Source organism: Sorangium sp. So ce385 (assembly GCF_051474135.1).
Taxonomy (GTDB): domain Bacteria; phylum Myxococcota_A; class Polyangia; order Polyangiales; family Polyangiaceae; genus Sorangium; species Sorangium cellulosum_D.
Window position 1 is genome coordinate 52,652 of record NZ_CP150337.1, and the last position, 16,150, is coordinate 68,801.

Annotated in this window: 13 protein-coding genes; 2 read left to right on the forward strand and 11 right to left on the reverse strand. The window is 74.0% G+C overall.

Annotated elements, in window-relative coordinates:
* The first annotated feature begins 7 nt into the window (after positions 1-7).
* Together WME83_RS00195 and WME83_RS00200 are read left to right on the forward strand one after the other, a co-directional pair.
* Entirely contained in the window at positions 8-1,207 is a 1,200-nt protein-coding gene (locus WME83_RS00195) for a serine/threonine-protein kinase (RefSeq protein ID WP_437317232.1), read from the forward strand.
* A 378-nt stretch (positions 1,208-1,585) separates the two neighbouring features.
* The gene (locus WME83_RS00200) at positions 1,586-4,219 is read left to right on the forward strand and encodes a penicillin-binding protein 1A (RefSeq protein WP_437317233.1); all 2,634 of its coding nucleotides are present in this window, start codon (positions 1,586-1,588) and stop codon (positions 4,217-4,219) included.
* 46 nt (positions 4,220-4,265) lie between these two features.
* Here WME83_RS00200 and WME83_RS00205 read toward each other — a convergent pair whose 3' ends face one another.
* The 11 genes from WME83_RS00205 to WME83_RS00255 form a co-directional block, all read right to left on the reverse strand.
* Positions 4,266-5,588, reverse strand: coding sequence for an alkaline phosphatase PhoX (locus WME83_RS00205; protein WP_437317234.1), 1,323 nt, complete (start codon positions 5,586-5,588; stop codon positions 4,266-4,268).
* Between the two features lie 161 nt (positions 5,589-5,749).
* Entirely contained in the window at positions 5,750-6,457 is a 708-nt protein-coding gene (locus tag WME83_RS00210; protein WP_437317235.1) for a hypothetical protein, read from the reverse strand.
* Positions 6,458-6,687: 230 nt separating this feature from the next.
* Entirely contained in the window at positions 6,688-7,869 is a 1,182-nt protein-coding gene (locus WME83_RS00215) for a zinc-dependent alcohol dehydrogenase (RefSeq protein WP_437317236.1), read from the reverse strand.
* Between the two features lie 5 nt (positions 7,870-7,874).
* Positions 7,875-8,693, reverse strand: a complete 819-nt coding sequence (locus WME83_RS00220) for an SRPBCC family protein (protein WP_437317237.1) — start codon at positions 8,691-8,693, stop codon at positions 7,875-7,877.
* 199 nt (positions 8,694-8,892) lie between these two features.
* Positions 8,893-9,909, reverse strand: coding sequence for a tetratricopeptide repeat protein (locus WME83_RS00225; protein ID WP_437317238.1), 1,017 nt, complete (start codon positions 9,907-9,909; stop codon positions 8,893-8,895).
* On the reverse strand, positions 9,896-11,284 hold the full coding sequence (locus WME83_RS00230) for a serine/threonine-protein kinase (RefSeq protein ID WP_437317239.1): 1,389 nt from the start codon (positions 11,282-11,284) through the stop codon (positions 9,896-9,898). The genes WME83_RS00225 and WME83_RS00230 overlap by 14 nt, the downstream gene beginning before the upstream one ends.
* Before the next feature lie 119 nt (positions 11,285-11,403).
* A complete protein-coding gene (locus WME83_RS00235; RefSeq protein ID WP_437317240.1) occupies positions 11,404-12,396 on the reverse strand; it encodes a M14 family metallopeptidase in 993 nt (330 codons plus the stop codon).
* Between the two features lie 137 nt (positions 12,397-12,533).
* Positions 12,534-13,502 carry an agmatinase gene (speB, locus tag WME83_RS00240; protein WP_437317241.1) on the reverse strand — a complete coding sequence of 323 codons (969 nt, stop codon included), beginning with the start codon at positions 13,500-13,502 and terminating at the stop codon, positions 12,534-12,536.
* An 8-nt stretch (positions 13,503-13,510) separates the two neighbouring features.
* Complete coding sequence (locus WME83_RS00245; protein WP_437317242.1) at positions 13,511-14,290, reverse strand: lysophospholipid acyltransferase family protein; 780 nt, start codon at positions 14,288-14,290, stop codon at positions 13,511-13,513.
* A gap of 14 nt (positions 14,291-14,304) precedes the next feature.
* Positions 14,305-14,862, reverse strand: a complete 558-nt coding sequence (locus tag WME83_RS00250) for a GNAT family N-acetyltransferase (RefSeq protein WP_437317243.1) — start codon at positions 14,860-14,862, stop codon at positions 14,305-14,307.
* A 164-nt stretch (positions 14,863-15,026) separates the two neighbouring features.
* Positions 15,027-16,007, reverse strand: coding sequence for an SDR family oxidoreductase (locus WME83_RS00255; RefSeq protein ID WP_437317244.1), 981 nt, complete (start codon positions 16,005-16,007; stop codon positions 15,027-15,029).
* Between the last annotated feature and the right edge of the window lie 143 nt (positions 16,008-16,150).

Consider the following 16,150-nt stretch of genomic DNA (forward strand, 5'->3'; position numbering starts at 1 on the left):
TCCACGCATGGCCGCCGGTCCGGACCCGAACATCGGTCGAGATCTGCTCGGGGGGCAGTTCCAGATTCTTCAGAAGATCGGCTCCGGCGGCATGGGGTCGGTCTACAAGGCCGCCCAACCGGCGATGAACCGGATGGTGGCGGTGAAGATCCTCCACCCCAAGCTCGCGAACCGAAAGGATCTCGTCTCTCGCTTCCGCCGCGAGGCGCGGGCGATGAGCCATCTCACCCACCCGAACACGGTGAAGGTGCTGCTCTACGGCGAGCTCGAGGACGGCTCGCTGTACATCGTGATGGAGTACCTGGAGGGCAAGAACCTGAACCAGGTGGTCCGCAAGGAAGGGCCGCTGCCCGTCGAGCGCGCGATCCCGATCCTGATCCAGGTCTGCGGCGCCCTGCAGGAGGCGCACATGCAGGGGATCGTGCACCGCGATCTCAAGCCCGAGAACATCTTCCTGTCGACCAACGGCGGGCTGAAGGACTACCCGAAGGTGCTCGACTTCGGCCTCGCGAAGGTGACGGAGCGCGAGCTCCGGCCGGGGTCGGTGATGCTCACGCAGGAGGGCATGGTCTTCGGGACGCCGGAGTTCATGTCGCCCGAGCAGGCGCAGGGCAAGGTGCTCGACGCGCGCAGCGACATCTACTCGCTCGCGACCATCCTGTACGAGGTGCTCACGGGCAAGCTGCCGTTCGAGGCGCGGACGCCGATGGAGTACATCCAGCACCACGTGACCCGGAACCCGATCCCGCTCGACGAGCGCGTGCCCGGGAAGCAGTTCCCGCCGGGGCTCGGGGTGGTGCTCGCCAAGGCGCTCGAGAAGCGGCCCGAGGACCGGTTCGAGTCGGCCGCGGAGTTCGCCGACGCGCTCAAGCCGTTCGCGGGCGGCGCGGGCAAGGGCTACACGGCGATGATGCCGAAGAGCGCGAACGCGGTGCTCGAGCAGGCGGCAAAACAGCACGCCGCCGCGCTCCAGGCGAGCAAGGGGCCCGCGTCGTCGCCGTTCAAGTCGCCGGCGAAGACGGTGAAGATGGTCCAGCAGCCGCCGGCGCCCGCCGCCAGGCCGGCGCCCGCGCCGCCGCCGGCGCCGCTCGCCAAGGCGCCGGCCAAGGCGGAGGCCAAGCCGCTGCTCCTCGTCGGCATCGCAGCGGGGTGCCTGATCGCCGGCATCCTGATCACCATCGTGGCGATGCGGCTGTTCCAGGGCTGAGCCCGCGCGGCCGAGGCCTGAAACGAGGCGAGCCACCGCGGGCGTGCTAGCGTCGCCGCTCCGGCGCGCCGGGCGCTCTGGATGCGCATCGCACGCGCGAGCGTTCACGGGGACGACGTCATGGCCTCGGAGCAATCAGGGAACCCAGGGGGAAACGACAACGATCCGGCCAGGAGCGGCGATCCGCCGCGGCAGGCGTCGGAGCCACCGCGGCGGGCGTCGGAGCCGCCGCGGCAGATGTCGGAGCCGCCGCGGCAGGTGTCGGAGCCGCCGCGGCAGGTGTCGGAGCCGCCGCGGCGGGCGTCAGAGCCGCCGCGGCAGGTGTCGGAGCCGCAGTGGCGGGCATCGGAGCCCGCCGCGCGGAGATCCAGCGCGCCGGTGCGAGGGAGCGAGCCGCCGCAGCGGATCAGCACGGCGGCGCGGACGGCGAGCGCGCCGCGCCTCGAGGGCCCGCCGCCGGCGCCGCCGGACGACGCGGCCGGACAGGACCGGGGCGCCAGGATCGCCACCTGGGCGAAGCGCATCGGGATCGCGCTCGCGGCGCTGCTCGTCCTCGCCGCCGTGAGCGTCGTGCTCGTCGTCCGGCACTACGAGGCGGATCTCCCCTCGACCCGCGAGCTCAAGGATTACCGGCCCCCGCAGGTGACGCGCATCCTCGCGCGCGACGGGACGCGCCTCGGCGAGCTCTTCACCGAGCGGCGCACCGTCGTGCGCATCGGCGAGATCCCGAACCAGGTGAAGCTCGCCACGCTCGCCGCCGAGGACGCAGGCTTCTACGAGCACGCGGGGCTGAACTACCTCGGCATGCTCCGCGCCCTCGCGGTGAACCTCCGCTCGACCCAGACCAGGCAGGGGGCGAGCACGATCACGCAGCAGGTCGTGAAGAACGTCCTGCTCACGCCGGACCGGACCTACAAGCGCAAGGCGCGCGAGATCATCCTGGCCCGCAGGATCGAGCAGGAGCTCACGAAGGACGAGATCCTGGAGCTCTACCTCAACAAGATCTACTTCGGCCACGGCCGCTACGGCGTCGAGGAGGCGAGCCGCTACTACTTCGGCAAGGGCGTGCGCGACGTGACGCTCGCCGAGGCGGCGCTGCTCATCGCCGTCGTGAAGGGGCCGTCGGTGTACTCGCCCCGCGCGAACCTCGAGCGCGCCGTGGCGCGGCGCGACCTCGTGCTCGACCAGATGCTCCGCAAGGGCTTCGCGGACGAGGGCCAGGTCGCGCAGGCGAAGCGGGAGCCCGTGGTGCTCGCCATCGAGACCGAGTCGCTCGCCGAGCTCGCGCCCGAGGTCGTCAGCGAGGCGCAGCGCGTGCTGCGCGAGGTCGTCGGGCCCGCCGCGCAGCAGGGCGGGTACACGATCACGACCACGATCGACCCGGCGCTGCAGGCGGCGGCGCGCGCGGCCGTCCGCAAGAACCTCGACGCGTACGCGAAGCGGCACAAGCTGTTCGGCCCGCTCACGCGGAGCAAGAAGGAGCCGCCGCCCTTCGAGGGGACGCCGGCCGGCCACAAGGTCTTCCGGGGGGTCGTGACCGGCGCCGACGACGCCCGAGGCACGCTCTCGGTGCGCGTGGGCTCGCTCGAAGGCACGGTCGCGCTCCGCGGCGCGCAGCGGTACAACCCGAACGGGCTCGCGCCGAGCAAGTTCGCCGACGTCGACAAGGTGGTGCGCGTCAGCCTGATCGGCCCCGCGCCGGAGCCGGTCGTCGAGGCGGCCGTGACGGGGCAGGACGAGGACGAGGACGCCGTCGCCGGAGAGGCGAAGCGCGCCGCGCCCGCGGTCAGCCCGGCGAAGCCCGCGGCCCCGGTGCCGCTGCGGCTCGAGCTCGGACCCGAGGGCGCGCTCGTCGCGATCGACGTGCGGACGCGCGAGATCGTCGCCCTGGTCGGCGGCTACGAGGCGGTGCGCGGCGGGCTCGACCGCGCGACGTTCGCGCGGCGGCAGCCGGGATCGACGTTCAAGGCGTTCGTCTACGGCTACGGGATCCACGCGCGCACGCTGACGCCGTCGACGATCCTCGAGACGAACCCGCAGGCCGTCGCCGGGTACAAGCCGCAGAACCACGACGAGAGCGAGGGGCAGTCGCCCGCGCGGCTGCGCGAGGCGCTGGCGCACAGCGTGAACGTGGCCGCGGTGTCGGCGATGTCGCGCGTCGGCCCGTCGAACGTGGTCGCCTTCGCCGGCGCGCTCGGCATCCAGTCGAAGCTCGGCGCGGACCTGTCGCTCGCGCTCGGCGCCTACGAGGTCACGCCGCGCGAGATGGCCGCCGCGTACGCGAGCATCGCCGCGGGCGGCGTCTACGAGCCGCCGGTCCTGATCACGAAGATCGTCGGGCCGGGCGGGGCGGAGATCCCGCTGCCCACGCGCCCCCCGGCGCGCCGCGTGATGGAGGAGCCGGAGGCGTACGTGCTCACGAGCCTGCTGACGTCCGTCGTGCAGACCGGGACCGCCAAGCAGGCGCGCTCGCTCGGGCGGCCGATCGCCGGCAAGACGGGGACGACGAACCAGTCGAAGGACACCTGGTTCGTCGGCTACTCGACCGACATCGCGTGCGCGGTGTGGACCGGCTACGACGACGCGGCGCCGCTCGGCAAGGGCGAGGCGGGCGCCACGGCGGCGCTGCCGGCGTTCGTGGATTTCATGAAGCAGGCGCACGCGAAGCGCCCGGTGGCCGACTTCCCGGTGCCGAGCGGCGTGGTGCGCGTGAAGATCGATCCGCAGACGGGCCTCCTCGCGCGCGAGGGGCAGGAAGACGCCGTCGAGGAGGTGTTCGTCGCCGGAACGGAGCCGGCCGAGGAGGCGCCGGTCCCCGAGGCGGACGCGGGCGCGGAGGCGGCCGACGGCGGGGCGCCGGAGGAGCTGCAGGGGGTCGTGCCGGCGCCGGACGAGGGGCCGCGGCCGGCGGAGCCGGGGACGGCAGCGCCGGGGTTGGCGCCGGCCGAGTCGGAGCACGCGCCGGAGCCGGGTCCGCTGCCGACCGGCGAGACCGCGCCGCCGCCGTTCTGAGCGGCCGCTCGGGCCGCTCGGGCCGGTCGGCGCTCTGTCCGGCGCTCTACCCCGGCGCCCCCGCCCGGGTCGGGCCGCCGGCGCCCGCGGCGATCTCGGGGAACGGGCCCGTGACGGCCAGCGTGAGGCCGTCTTCCTGCATGTTCACGAAGAGCGCCTTGCCGTCGGGCGAGAAGCACACGCCGGCGAGCTCGCTCGGGCTCCGCGCGTTGCGCGCGAAGTCGAAGATCTGCCCGCCCGTCGTCACGCCGCGCAGGTAGTTCCCCCGGCTGCCGTCCTCCGCCATGAAGAGCTCTCCCCACGGAGCGACGGTGATGTTGTCGGGCGCGTCCAGCTCGTCCGTGCTCGTCGCGTGGGCGAGGACCTCGAGCGCGCCGCCGTCTCCCGCGGGGGCCAGCCGGAAGATCTGACCGGCGCCGGCCGGACCGCCGATCGTCGCGGCGACGTACACCACGCCCTGCGCGAGGCAGACGCCCTCCCCGCGCCGGAACAGCGCGGCCCCCTTGGCCTGGGCCTGCTTCCGGACCGTGTCGTCCCGCGGATCGGGATCGTCGATGTCCACCCACGCGATCTCGCGCGGCTCCCGCAGCGCCCAGCCCGAGGTGTCGGCCTTGCGGGCGCCGACGACGGCGAGCGCCTGCAGCTTGCCCTCGAACGGCGCGGCACGATCCGCAGGCTTGAAGCGGTAGAAGCAGCCGTCCGCCCGATCCTCGGTCAGGTAAGCGATGTTCGTCGCGGGATCGACGACCGCCGCCTCGTGGAAGAAGCGGCCGTATCCGGTGAGGCGCTGCGGCGGCGCCACCCTGGAGGCGTTCGCCGCGCACACGAAGACATAGCCGTGGCGGGGGTCGACGTTCTCCTCGCAGCTGAGCCAGCCCCAGGGGCTCACGCCGCCAGCGCAGTTCCGGTTCGTTCCGGCGAGCACGAGGTTGCTCGAGCGGCGCTCGAGCGTCGCCGCGTCGACCACGAGCCTCGTGACGCCGCCCATGCTCGCCGCGTCGTACGCCTCCGCCGGCGCGCTCTGCCCGGCCCGGTAAGGCCCGATCTTCCCGTCGGCGGGCCCGTTCTCATGATTCCTGAGCAAGATCCACGTGCTGTCCGGCCCAGGAAAGCACCCCATCCCGTCCGGCCGCCCGGGCACCCGGTAGCCGTCGTCCATGGCGCCGCCGGCGCGCTCGAGGATCCGGTAGGTGAAGCCCGCGGGGAGGTCCAGGATGCCCGCGGGATCGGGCAGGAGAGGCCCGAACCGGCCGGCCGCGTTCTTCGTCCTCGGCCTCCGCGCGAAGATCAGGGAGAACGGCAGGGCCAGCGCCGCGGCCGCAACCCCGCCGACGCGCAAGAACGATCGCCTCGGGACGCGTCGCCTCATGACGATGATCTATGTCGACCGGCCACCGCCTGTAAGCCGTCGGGGGCGAGCGCCGTGAGGCCGCCGCTCGGCCGATGCCTGGAAACCATGGCGGTCCGCGCGGGTGGGTGGACGCCTCGAGGCCGCGACGAGCGCGCCGGCACGCACGCCGCGGCGCGGCGTCACCCCGTCTGGCTTCCGTCGGGGACGGCGCGAACCAGGATCTTCGAGGATACGCGGCCCACGAGCCGCCGCAGGACCTGCTTCGCGCCGATCGCGCCGCCGGCGCCCACCGCGAAGACGAGCGGCGCCGCAGCGCCACCGGTGACCGCGACGAGGCCCGCCGCGAGCAGCACGCCGGCGCCGGTCGCCACCGCGCCCGTCGAGGCCTCCTGGGCCGCGTGCGCGATCGCTTCCTTCCTCGTCATCTCGCCGCGCTGGTAGGCCGTGACCCCCTCGTACGCGCCGAAGGCGCCGTCGATGACGAACCCGACCCCGGCCGCCTTGCCGGCGCCCTTCAGGACCTCCCGGCCCGCGGTCTTCATCACCTCGCGGGTCAGCGTCTTGGCCACCGCGGCCGACGCGCCGTCGGCGAGCGCCGCCTGGCCCGCCTGCCGCGCCGCCTCCTGAGCGACGAGCGCCCCCGCCTGCTTCCCGCCTTGATCCACGATGATCTTCGCGGTCGCCTGCGCCCCCAGCGAGAGCCCCGGCGCGAACGCGTCCACGACCGCCGTGGTGTTCTCGACCATCGCGCGCCGCAGGCCCTCCCGCGCGCCCTCGTCGAGCAGCCCCTTGCCCGCCACCGAGAACAGCGCCTCGGCCGCCCCGCGGACGGCGACCGCGCCGCTCCCTGCCACCGAACCAAGGATCTTGTTTCGCCGTGAGCTCATCTCGACCTCGCCGTCTGCGCGCGCCCCCGCCTCATCCAGGGGTAGCGCCCCGGGGCGGAAAGACAAGCTCAGCGCCGCGCGCTCCTTCCGTCGCCACGAGCGAGATCCGTTCCCGGCCGCCCCCCGCAAAGATGCGCTCGGCCGGCGGCGCGCAGAGGCCGCGCTCGCCGGCCCGCAGGTGCACCGTCGCGGCGCCGGTCGCGCTCTCGCTGCGCGACGGCAGCGCCGACTCAGGCGCTCGCCGCGGGCGTGAAGACGGCGCGCACGCAGCCATCCTGCTTCTTCTTGAAGAGCTGGTATCCGCGCGGCCCCTCCTCGAGGCTCATCGGGTGCGTCACGAGGAACGAGGGATCGATCTCGCCGCGCTCGAGGTGCTCGAGCAGGCGCGGGATGTAGCGCTGGCCGTGCTGCTGCCCCATCCGGAAGACCAGGCCCTTGTTCATCGCAGCGCCCATCGGGAACTTGTCGATGAGCCCGCCGTAGACGCCGACGATCGAGACCGTGCCGCCCTTGCGGCACGCCATGATCGCCTGGCGCAGCGCGATCGGGCGATCGGTCTCGAGCCGCATCGCCTGCTTGGCGCGGTCGTAGGCATACTCGAGGCCTCGCCCGTGCGCCTCCATGCCGACCGCGTCGATGCACGCGTCGGGGCCGCGGCCCCCCGTCATGTCGCGGAGCGCCTCGCGGACGTCCACCTCCTCGTAATTGAGCACCTCGGCGCGGCCGCGCTCGCTGGCCAGCCGGAGGCGCTCGGGGAGCCGGTCGATGGCGATGACCCGCTCCGCGCCGAGCAGGTACGCGCTGAGGATCGCCATCTGTCCCACGCCGCCGGCCCCCCACACCGCGATCACGTCGCCGGGCCGGATCCCGCACATGTCCGCGGCCATGTAGCCCGTCGGCAAGGCGTCGGCCGCGAACACCGCGCGGTCGTCCGGGACCGCCTCGGGGACCTGGAAGGCGCCCTGATCGGCGAACGGGACGCGGACGTACTCGGCATGGCTGCCGGCGATGCCGCCAAAGGCGTGGCTGTAGCCGAAGATGGCGGCGGTCGTGTCGCCGAAGGCCGCGTCGAGCACGGCGTGGCTCGGGTTCGAGTTGTCGCAGAGCGACCAGAGCGCGTGCTCGCAATAAAAGCAATGCCCGCAGCCGACGATCGAGCAGACGACGACGCGGTCGCCCTTCTTCAGCTTGCTCACGTCCGGGCCGACGTCGACGACCTCGCCGACGAACTCGTGCCCGAGGATGTCCCCCTTCTTCATCGTGGGCACATGGCCGTCGATGAGGTGCAGGTCCGAGCCGCATACGGACGACATCCGCACGCGGACGATGGCGTCGTGCGGGGCGAGGATCCGCGGATCCGGCACCGTCTCGACGCGGAGATCGTTCACCCCGTTCCAGCAGAGCGCGCGCATGAGCCTCACCTCCCCAGCACGGCCCCGCCCAGCACGGCCGATCTCCGGCCGCTGGGCTGTCCGTCGATCGTCGGTATCTCCCCCGCCTCCATCAGCTGCTTGAAGTGGCGGAGGTCGTCCCTGAGCTGCTGATCCGGCTCCTCGCCGAACACCTTCGCGATCGCCCGGCCGAGCGCGCCGGCCGGCGCCCTGTAGTCGATCGTCACGCGGACCTCGGTGCCGCGGCCGCCCGGCGCCGGGACGAACCGGACCGAGCCCGCGTTCTCGATGTCCGCCGGCTCGCGGGAGCGCCACGCGATGAGCTCGTTCTCCCGGTCCTCGACGATCTCGGCCCGCCACGACACCGAGCCGCCGCCGGGCGCCCTCGCCGCCCACCGCGAGCGGCGATCGTCGATGACCTCGACCTCGGCGAGGTGCTCCATGAAGCGCGGTAAGTTCTCGAAATTGCGCCAGAATCTGTAGAGCTCGTCCGCGGGCTTCGCGACGGTCACGGCGCGCGCGACGCGCGTGGCCGCCGGGGCCAGCGCGCCGAACAGGCGGCCGGCCCGCTGGCCGACGCGCAGGAGGCGCGCGCGGGGTGGAGCGCGATCATCGGGAGCGCCCGCGGCGCCGCGGCGGCCCGCGACGCCGTGCTGGATCAGCGCCCCGCCCGCGAGCGCGAGGACCAGGCCGGGCACGCTGCGGCGGGCGAGCCCGTACGCCACCAGGGCGCTGCCGCCGATCGTGGAGACCAGGCGCTCCGCCCTGCCCGCTGTTCTGCCCGCCCCGGCCTGGTCGCGCTCGACCAGCGGCGGCACCTCGGAGATCGGTTCGAGCATCGTCATGACACCCCTCCTCGCAACCTGGGTCAGCCCGCCGCGCAGCCCGGCGGGCCCTCCGCCCGACGAGATGGCGCCCCCACGACGCCGCGCGGGGGCGCGGCCTCGTCCGGGGCGCGGCTCGACGAGGGCGAGGCGCCCTGTGCACGCGCAGACGTCAGCCCGTGGTCGCGGTGAGGTGAGGCAAGGCGCGCGCCTGACCCGATCAGAAGCGCACGAGGAGGCGGGAGCCGAGGCCGGCCGGCGACGGCGTGAGCGAGAGCTCCGCCACGGGAGGCTTGCCGGGCGCCGGGGAGGCGGCCTCGGAGGGGCTCAGCAGGAGCAGCGTGACGCCGGCGCCGATGCCGACCAGCCCGACGCCGGCGAAGACGCCCGCGAGCGTCGTGGCGGTCTTCCCCCTGTCGTAGTCCCCCTGCAGCGATCGCGGGCACACGTAGCCCCCGCCGCCGGCAGGGGAGCACCCGTCCTCGACCTTGGACAGCGCGCCGGCGCGCACGGCGAGCGCCACCGCGGTCGCGATCGCGCCCGCGCCGCCCACGCCGAGCGCGATGTAGCCGCCCGTGCGGACGCCGCTGGACGACGAGGGCGGCGCGGGCGCGGGGCCCGGGGCGCGCGCGTCGCGCGCCGGGAGCGGCGCGGGCACGGTGAGCGTCACGTCCCGGCTCGCGCCCGGCGTGAGCTCGACGCGCTCCAGGATCGGCGCGGCGCCGCCGTAGAAGAGCTCGACCGTGTGCGCGCCGAGGTCGCGCTCGAGCGCGACGCCGAGGAGCCTCGGATCGAGCGGCTTGCCGTCCAGCACCACCTGCACCGGCGACTGCCCTTCGGCGCCCAGCAGGCGGACGGTCAGCGTCCCGACCTTGTTGCCGAGCGCCCGGTACCGGAGCTCGGCGTCCTCGCTCCACCCGGCGTACTTCGCCTCGTTGGACTGGAGCGCGGCGCGCCGGAGATCCCACCAGTCCCGCCGCGCCGAGGCGTAGCGGCCCATCTCCTCCTCGCACTCGGCGATGTTCCGCAGCGCGCCGAGCCCCTCCGGGTAGATCTCCAGCGCGCTCCGGAAGGCGATGACCGCCTGCTCGCACTGGCCGGCGCTCCGCAGCTCGCGCCCGCGCGCGAACAGCGTCTTCGCGTCCTCCTCGGCGCCGATGGCGAGCGCCGGCGCCGGCGCGGCCGCGAGCAAGGCGGCGCCGCACAGCGTGATGAGCTGTCGCTCAAAGGATCTCACTCTTGTCGATCTCCTTGCGGCGCCGGGGCACGGTGGGCGGCGCGGGCTTGGCGGTCGCCGTGGCGCGGGGAGCGCCGCCGTCCGCCCCAGGACGCGGCTGGACCCCGCGCGGCCGCGCGGACGCGGACGCCGCGGCGGGGGGAGCGGGCTCGCCCGCCGGGGCGACGGCGACCGGCGGCGCCGCCGCGGCGGGCGGCGGGGGCGGCGGCGGGCGCAGCGCGAGCTCCTGGAGCGCGCCGCGCACGCGGGGGGACAGGTGCCGCGCCGCCTCCGGCGCGGCGCGCGGCCCATCGAGCAGGCGCCACGCGAGCGCGGTGGCGCCCGCGAGCGTGCCCACGCAGGCGACCGCCACGGCGACGAGCGCCGCCGGCCGCCGCGCCGGCGAGGGCTTCGCGGGCGCGGGCGGCGGCGCCGCGAGCGCGTCGCGGTAGGCCCGGACCATCTCGCGGATCGAGGTGAACCGCCGCGCCGGCTCCTTCGCGAGGGCGCGCGAGAACCAGCCGTCGAGCCCCCGGGGGAGCGACCGCCGGACCTCGGTGGCCGGCTCGAAATCGCGGGTGCTGACCGCCACGATGAGCTCGGCGATGGTGTTGCCCTGGAACGGCGGCCAGTCGGTCAACACCTCATAGGCGAGGACGCCGAGCGCCCACACGTCGGCCCGCGCGTCGACCGCGAGCGGCGAGGAGAGCTGCTCCGGGCTCATGTAGTTCGGCGAGCCCAGCATGACGTCGGCCTCCGTCTCGCGCGGCCGATCGAGGCCGAGATCGCCGTGCAGCGCCTTGGCGATGCCGAAATCGGCGACCTTCACCGTCAGCTCCGCGCCGGGATCGTCGAGGATCATCACGTTGGAGGGCTTCAGGTCGCGGTGCACGATGCCCATGTCGTGCGCGACGGTGAGCGCGTCCGCGATCTGATCGAGCATGTCCGCGAAGCGCCTCGGGTCGATCGGCCCCTTTTCGCGCACCTCGGCGAACAGCGTGCGACCCCGGATGTACTCCATCACGAGATACGGGATGTCGTCGTGCACGCCCGCGTCGTGGACGGCGACGATGTGCCGCGTGCGCGCGCCCAGGCGGGCCGAGATCTGGGCCTCGAAACGGAACCTCTCCAGGACGGTCCGGCTCCGCGCGGGGTCGCCGGTCAGCGAGACGCTGAGGAACTTGATGGCGAGCTCGGTCTTGAGCGTGACGTGGACCGCGAGCCAGACCTCGGCCATGCCCCCGCGCCCGAGCGGCCGGACCAGACGGTACTTGCCGTCGACGATCTCGTCGGCCTCGTGCTGCCAGATGTCGGACTCGTCCGCGCCGGGCGCGCGCTCCGCCGCGCTGAGGCTGACCCTGACGGTCGTCGGCAGGCGGGGCGAGTCAGCGTCCACACGCGAAGGATAGTGGATGCCGCGTGCGAGACTGGCACTTTTTGTCCTGTCCGCCGGCGTCCGGCCGGTGTGGGATGGCCGCAGCGGTCAGCCGGGTGGAGGTCGCGCGCGGGGGCGCATCACTCGGCGGCGTCGGCGAACAGCTCCGCCGGCGGCTCCTCGAGGCGCGGCGGCGCGTGCGGGGCCGCCCGGCCCACGCCGCGGTCGAGCGCGTCGCCGAGGAGCGCGCCCACGCCGGGGACGACGTTCTCGATCGCCGCGTCGGCCTCGCGCGGGTTGAGCCACCAGAACGGATTGAGCAGCCGGCGGAAATCGCGGAGCGAGCGCGCGGGGCGGCTGACCTCCACGGTGAAGGCGAGCGTCCCCAGGTTGGCGTCGAGCCAGTCGTCCATGTCGCCGACCGTGGGGTACCAGTGCGCCGCCTGGCGGATCTCGTACCGCTCGCGCGGCAGCGCGCGGCAGAAGGCGTCGCCGAGCGCGCGGTACAGCGGGGCGCGCGGGTTGGGCGCGCCGGTGTGCGCCCAGGGGTAGAGCAGGAGGTTGCCGCAGCTGTGAAAGCCGAGCGCGAGCGCGGGCCGCGTCTCCAGCGCGACGTCGCGCAGCGCGCGCGACTCGGGCTCCGAGAACGCGTGCGGCCCCGTGTAATGCGGCGACCACCGGAGCCGCGACCCCGCGAACGGGTGCAGCGGCCGCGACGCCGACAGGGGCGCGAAATTCCGGTTCAGATCCACGCCGCGGGCATTGCACCGCTGCGACGCCCAGCGCTCGCCGCGGAGGCGCTCCAGGTTGTCGGCGAACGCGTCGGGGTTGACCACCGGCATCACGACCAGCCGCGCGTGCGCGGCGATGCCGCCCCGGCCGACCGAGAGGAGCGACCGGACCGCATCGAGCAGCGCGAGCCCGCCGATCACCTCGACCCCGTGCATGAGCGATGTCAGCAGGAACGTCGGGCCCAGCGGGTTGCCGAAGTCATACCGCCGCAACGGTCGTCCATGGGTGGACGTCCCCACCGTCATTTCACGTCCGCCGTGAGCGCGCGCGAGGCGCGCCCAGGCGGCGTCGAGCTGCGGGAGATCGGCGTAACGACCGGAAAGATCGGGCGAGCGTGTCATCCCAGTGTCTCTTATGTGACACCGGAATGGCGAGGGGCGCCAGCGGATTGAGCCGCCGCGCGGCGCGGCGGAGCGCGTTTTCTCTCGTCGTCGTCACGCTCGCGATCGCCGACGCCAACGCCGAGATCGGATGTGCGTCACCCGAGCGGCCGGTTGACCTTCCTCGTCGCGAGCAGGGCGAGGCCCTCGAACAGGAGGTGCGCGCCGAGGTGAAGGGTGATGTCGGCGTGGTCGAGCGCGGGGCACACCTCGACGAGATCCATGCCGACGAGGTGGATCCCCGCGAGGCCGCGGAGCAGCTGGATCGCGTCGCGCGAGGTGAGCCCGCCGGGCACGGGCGTGCCGGTGCCCGGGGCGTAGGCGGGGTCGACGCCGTCGATGTCGAACGAGATGTAGACGGGCGCGTCGCCGGCGGCGGCGCGGATGGCGGCCGCGATCGTGGAGGCGCCGTCCCGGTCGATCCGGTCCATGCCGTACAGGGTCGCCCCGGCGTGCGCCGCGAAGGCGCCCTCCTCCGGGTGGCCCCAGGTCGCGCGGATGCCGATCTGGTGGAGCGCGCCCCGGCCGATCAGCCCCTCGTCGATGGCGTTGCGGAACGGCGTGCCGTGGTGGAACGGCTCGCCCCACACCTCCGACGTGCTCGTGTCGAGGTGGGCGTCCACGTGGACGACCGTGATGGGGCCGTGTCGCCGCCAGAGCGCGCGGAGCACCGGGAGCGCGATGGAGTGGTCGCCGCCGACGACGAACGGCACGGCGCCGGCCGCGAGCACCTCGTCGACCGAGGCCTGGACCAGCTCGCGCACGGATTCGGCGTGGAACGGGGGAAACGGCACGTTGCCGCCGTCGAGCACGCGGAGCGCGCGGAACACGTCGACGCCGTGGCCGGGGTGATAGGACTGCACGAGGGCGCTCACGCGGCGCAGCTCGTAGGGCGCGAACCGGGTGCCCGGGCGGTAGGTGACGCTCCCGTCCCACGGGACGCCGAGGAGCACGGCGTCGGCGCCGGCGTAGGCCGACGCGCCGGCTTCCTGGAAGCTCGCGGTCGGGAGGCGGAAGAAGGGAGTCTGCCCGTGCCGCAGGTACGCGGCGGCTCGTTGTTGCGACATGAGATCTCCTAAAGGCTCAAGAGGTCCAGGATCACGGCGCGGGCGCGCTCCGCGAGATCGGCCGCGCCGCCGTGATCGCCGAGCGGGGGGCCGAAGGTGATGTGAGCGCTCGCCTCGCGGCGGCTGGAGAAGCGGAGATAATGGGGGACGAAGGTGTCGTCGCCCGCCCAGCAGAGCTCCGGGGCATCGTAGGTGATCGCCGCGGGCACGATGGGGACGTCCGCGATCCGGGCGAGGCCGAAGATGCCTTTGCGGAAGGGGAGTACCTCCTCGCCGCGCGTCGTGGAGCCCTCCGGGAAATTCAGCACCGGGACGCCGTGGCGCAGGGCGCGGAGCGCCGACCGGAGCACGCGCGCCCCGCTCGCCGGGCGCCGCCGATCGACGAGCAGCACGCCGAGATCGCGCGCGCGCTCGCCGACGATCGGCCAGCCGGCGATCTCCTGCTTGGCGATGGCGGTGCAGGGGGTGAGCGAGGCGAGGGCGATCGGGTCGAGGTAGCTGACGTGGTTGGCCACGATCACGAACGGCGGCGCGGGGAGCGCGCCGGTCACGCGGACGCGCAGGGCGTGCATCGCGCAGAGATCCCCGGCGATGGCGTGCAGGAGGCGCGCCCGCTCGCGGTCGCGCGAGGCGGGCAGCTCGGGCAAGAGGCTGGTCCGGAACACGGTGTCGAGCGCGAGCCCCATCACGCCGGAGACCCGGCTGACGACGGAGAGCGCCTCGGTCCACGGCCAGTCGCTCGCCGCCCCGAGGCGGCGGGCGGCGTCCAGCGGAGCGGTGGTCGTCATGAGGTCCGTCCGCCTCAGGCCACCGCGGCGATGCCGCCGTCCGCCGCGCGCGGCTCCTTCGCCTCGGCGGCGCGATCGACGAGCCCGACCCGCTCGAAGCGGGCCCGGAGGGCCATGAACGCGTCGCGATCGATGCGCGAGATGATGCGCGGGTGTCCGGTGCCGTAGAAGTCGGGGCGGACCTCGATCTCCTTGGCGCCGAGCATCGCGTGGAGCGCCCGCGCGGCGTGGTTGTCCTCCTCGACGGTGAACCAGCACGACTCCGCCCACCCGAGGATCGACCCGACGAACGCCCGGAGCAGCGTGTGCGTGGCGCGGGAGCCCTGGTACTCGGGCAGGACGGCGAGGGTCGTGCAATAGACCTCCTTGCCGCGCGCGAAGGAGAGCAGGTAGCCCGCGGGCTTGCCCGCGGCCTCGACCATGAAGCAAGAGTCCTTGAAGAAATCGCAGCAAAGACGGATGTAATACCGCCCGAGCTCGCCCTCGCCCGCGCTTCCGAAGAGCGCCGCCTCGAGGTCCATCAGCGTCGAAAAGTCATCGCTTCGGAGCGTGCGCGCCACATAACGGCTCATCGTTGCGCCTCCTTGATTCTCGTTGAATCGTTGGTCGGCGCGCAGCATGCCGAGCATCGGTGGAGAACGCGTCACAGAATCCCCGAGGTTGGGAGGCACCCCGGGTACGACAGCGCGTCAGGACGGATGGGAGATCGCGTACGGAGGGTGCCAGAGCGGCGATGTCACCGTGGCTTGAGGCGCTCGAGCGCCGCGGAGGGGATCTCGAGCGCGAGCCGGGCGGCGGTCCTGGCCGCGTCGAGGAGCGCGGCGAGGGCCGAGGCCGCGCGCCACCCGCCGGTCACGCCGGTCCAGCGCTTCATGGGCGAGAAGATGTTGCCGTCGGTGTGCGGCGCGGCGCGATCCAGGAAGGTCGAGCTCGGGATGTAGGCCGCCAGCACCCGCTCGGTGAGGCCCGGGAAGGCGGTGTACGCCGCGGCGGTGATGCGGCCGCCGGCGCCGACGTACACCTCGCGCCGCGGCCGCTCGGCGAGGGAGACCATCGCGGCCGCGACCCGCTCGGGGTCGAGGACGGGCCGGATCGGCTGGACGGCGCGGCCGGTGTAGTTGCCGGCGTGCTGGTAGATCGGGGTATCGACGGCCGCGGGCAGGAGGGTGCAGACGTGGATGTCCGGGGTGCTGACGAGCTCCTGCCGCAGGCAGGACGCGAGGCCGAGGACCCCGAATTTTGCGCTCACGTAGGCGCTCATCGTCGGCCCGCCGAACTTGCCGAGCGCGGAGACGTTGTTGACGAGCACGCCGGCGCCTTGCGCGCGGAAATAGGGCAGCGCGGCCCGCGCGCCGTGCACGTAACCGAGCAGGTTCGTCTCGATGACCTGGCGGTAGGTCTCGTAGGGCGCCTCGTCCGCGCGCGCGTAGAGGAACACCGCGGCGTTGTTCACCCAGACGTCGATCCTGCCGAACACCTCGACCGCGGCGCGGGCCAGGGCCCTGACGGCGCACTCGTCCCGCACGTCCGTCGGGACGGCGAGCGCCCGCGCCCCGGCGCCGGCGCACTCGGCGGCGACCTCCTCGAGGGCCGACGCGTTCCGCGCGGCGACGACCACCCGCGCGCCGCGCCGCGCGAACGCGAGCGCCGCGGCCCTGCCGATCCCCGACGAAGCCCCGGTGATGACGACCACCGAATCGCGCACGCACTTCCGCATGACTGAACCCCTCCCGCGCGGTCTGTCCCGCACCGGGAGGGGAGCAACCCGCGGGCCACCCTGGCCGGGGGCGCGTCCAGGGATTCCGGGGCCGGCGCGCGGCGCCGGGAGCACCGCGACGGGACGCGCGCCGCGCCGGCCCT

What these genes read in the sequence shown, in the direction of transcription:
- WME83_RS00195 (WP_437317232.1), top strand. Translation starts at nt 8, where the DNA reads ATGGCCGCCGGTCCGGACCCGAACATCGGTCGAGATCTGCTCGGGGGG.
- WME83_RS00205 (WP_437317234.1), bottom strand. Translation starts at nt 5,588, where the DNA reads ATGAGGCGACGCGTCCCGAGGCGATCGTTCTTGCGCGTCGGCGGGGTT.
- WME83_RS00210 (WP_437317235.1), bottom strand. Translation starts at nt 6,457, where the DNA reads ATGAGCTCACGGCGAAACAAGATCCTTGGTTCGGTGGCAGGGAGCGGC.
- WME83_RS00215 (WP_437317236.1), bottom strand. Translation starts at nt 7,869, where the DNA reads ATGCGCGCGCTCTGCTGGAACGGGGTGAACGATCTCCGCGTCGAGACG.
- WME83_RS00220 (WP_437317237.1), bottom strand. Translation starts at nt 8,693, where the DNA reads ATGACGATGCTCGAACCGATCTCCGAGGTGCCGCCGCTGGTCGAGCGC.
- WME83_RS00235 (WP_437317240.1), bottom strand. Translation starts at nt 12,396, where the DNA reads ATGACACGCTCGCCCGATCTTTCCGGTCGTTACGCCGATCTCCCGCAG.
- speB (WP_437317241.1), bottom strand. Translation starts at nt 13,502, where the DNA reads ATGTCGCAACAACGAGCCGCCGCGTACCTGCGGCACGGGCAGACTCCC.
- WME83_RS00245 (WP_437317242.1), bottom strand. Translation starts at nt 14,290, where the DNA reads ATGACGACCACCGCTCCGCTGGACGCCGCCCGCCGCCTCGGGGCGGCG.
- WME83_RS00250 (WP_437317243.1), bottom strand. Translation starts at nt 14,862, where the DNA reads ATGAGCCGTTATGTGGCGCGCACGCTCCGAAGCGATGACTTTTCGACG.
- WME83_RS00255 (WP_437317244.1), bottom strand. Translation starts at nt 16,007, where the DNA reads ATGCGGAAGTGCGTGCGCGATTCGGTGGTCGTCATCACCGGGGCTTCG.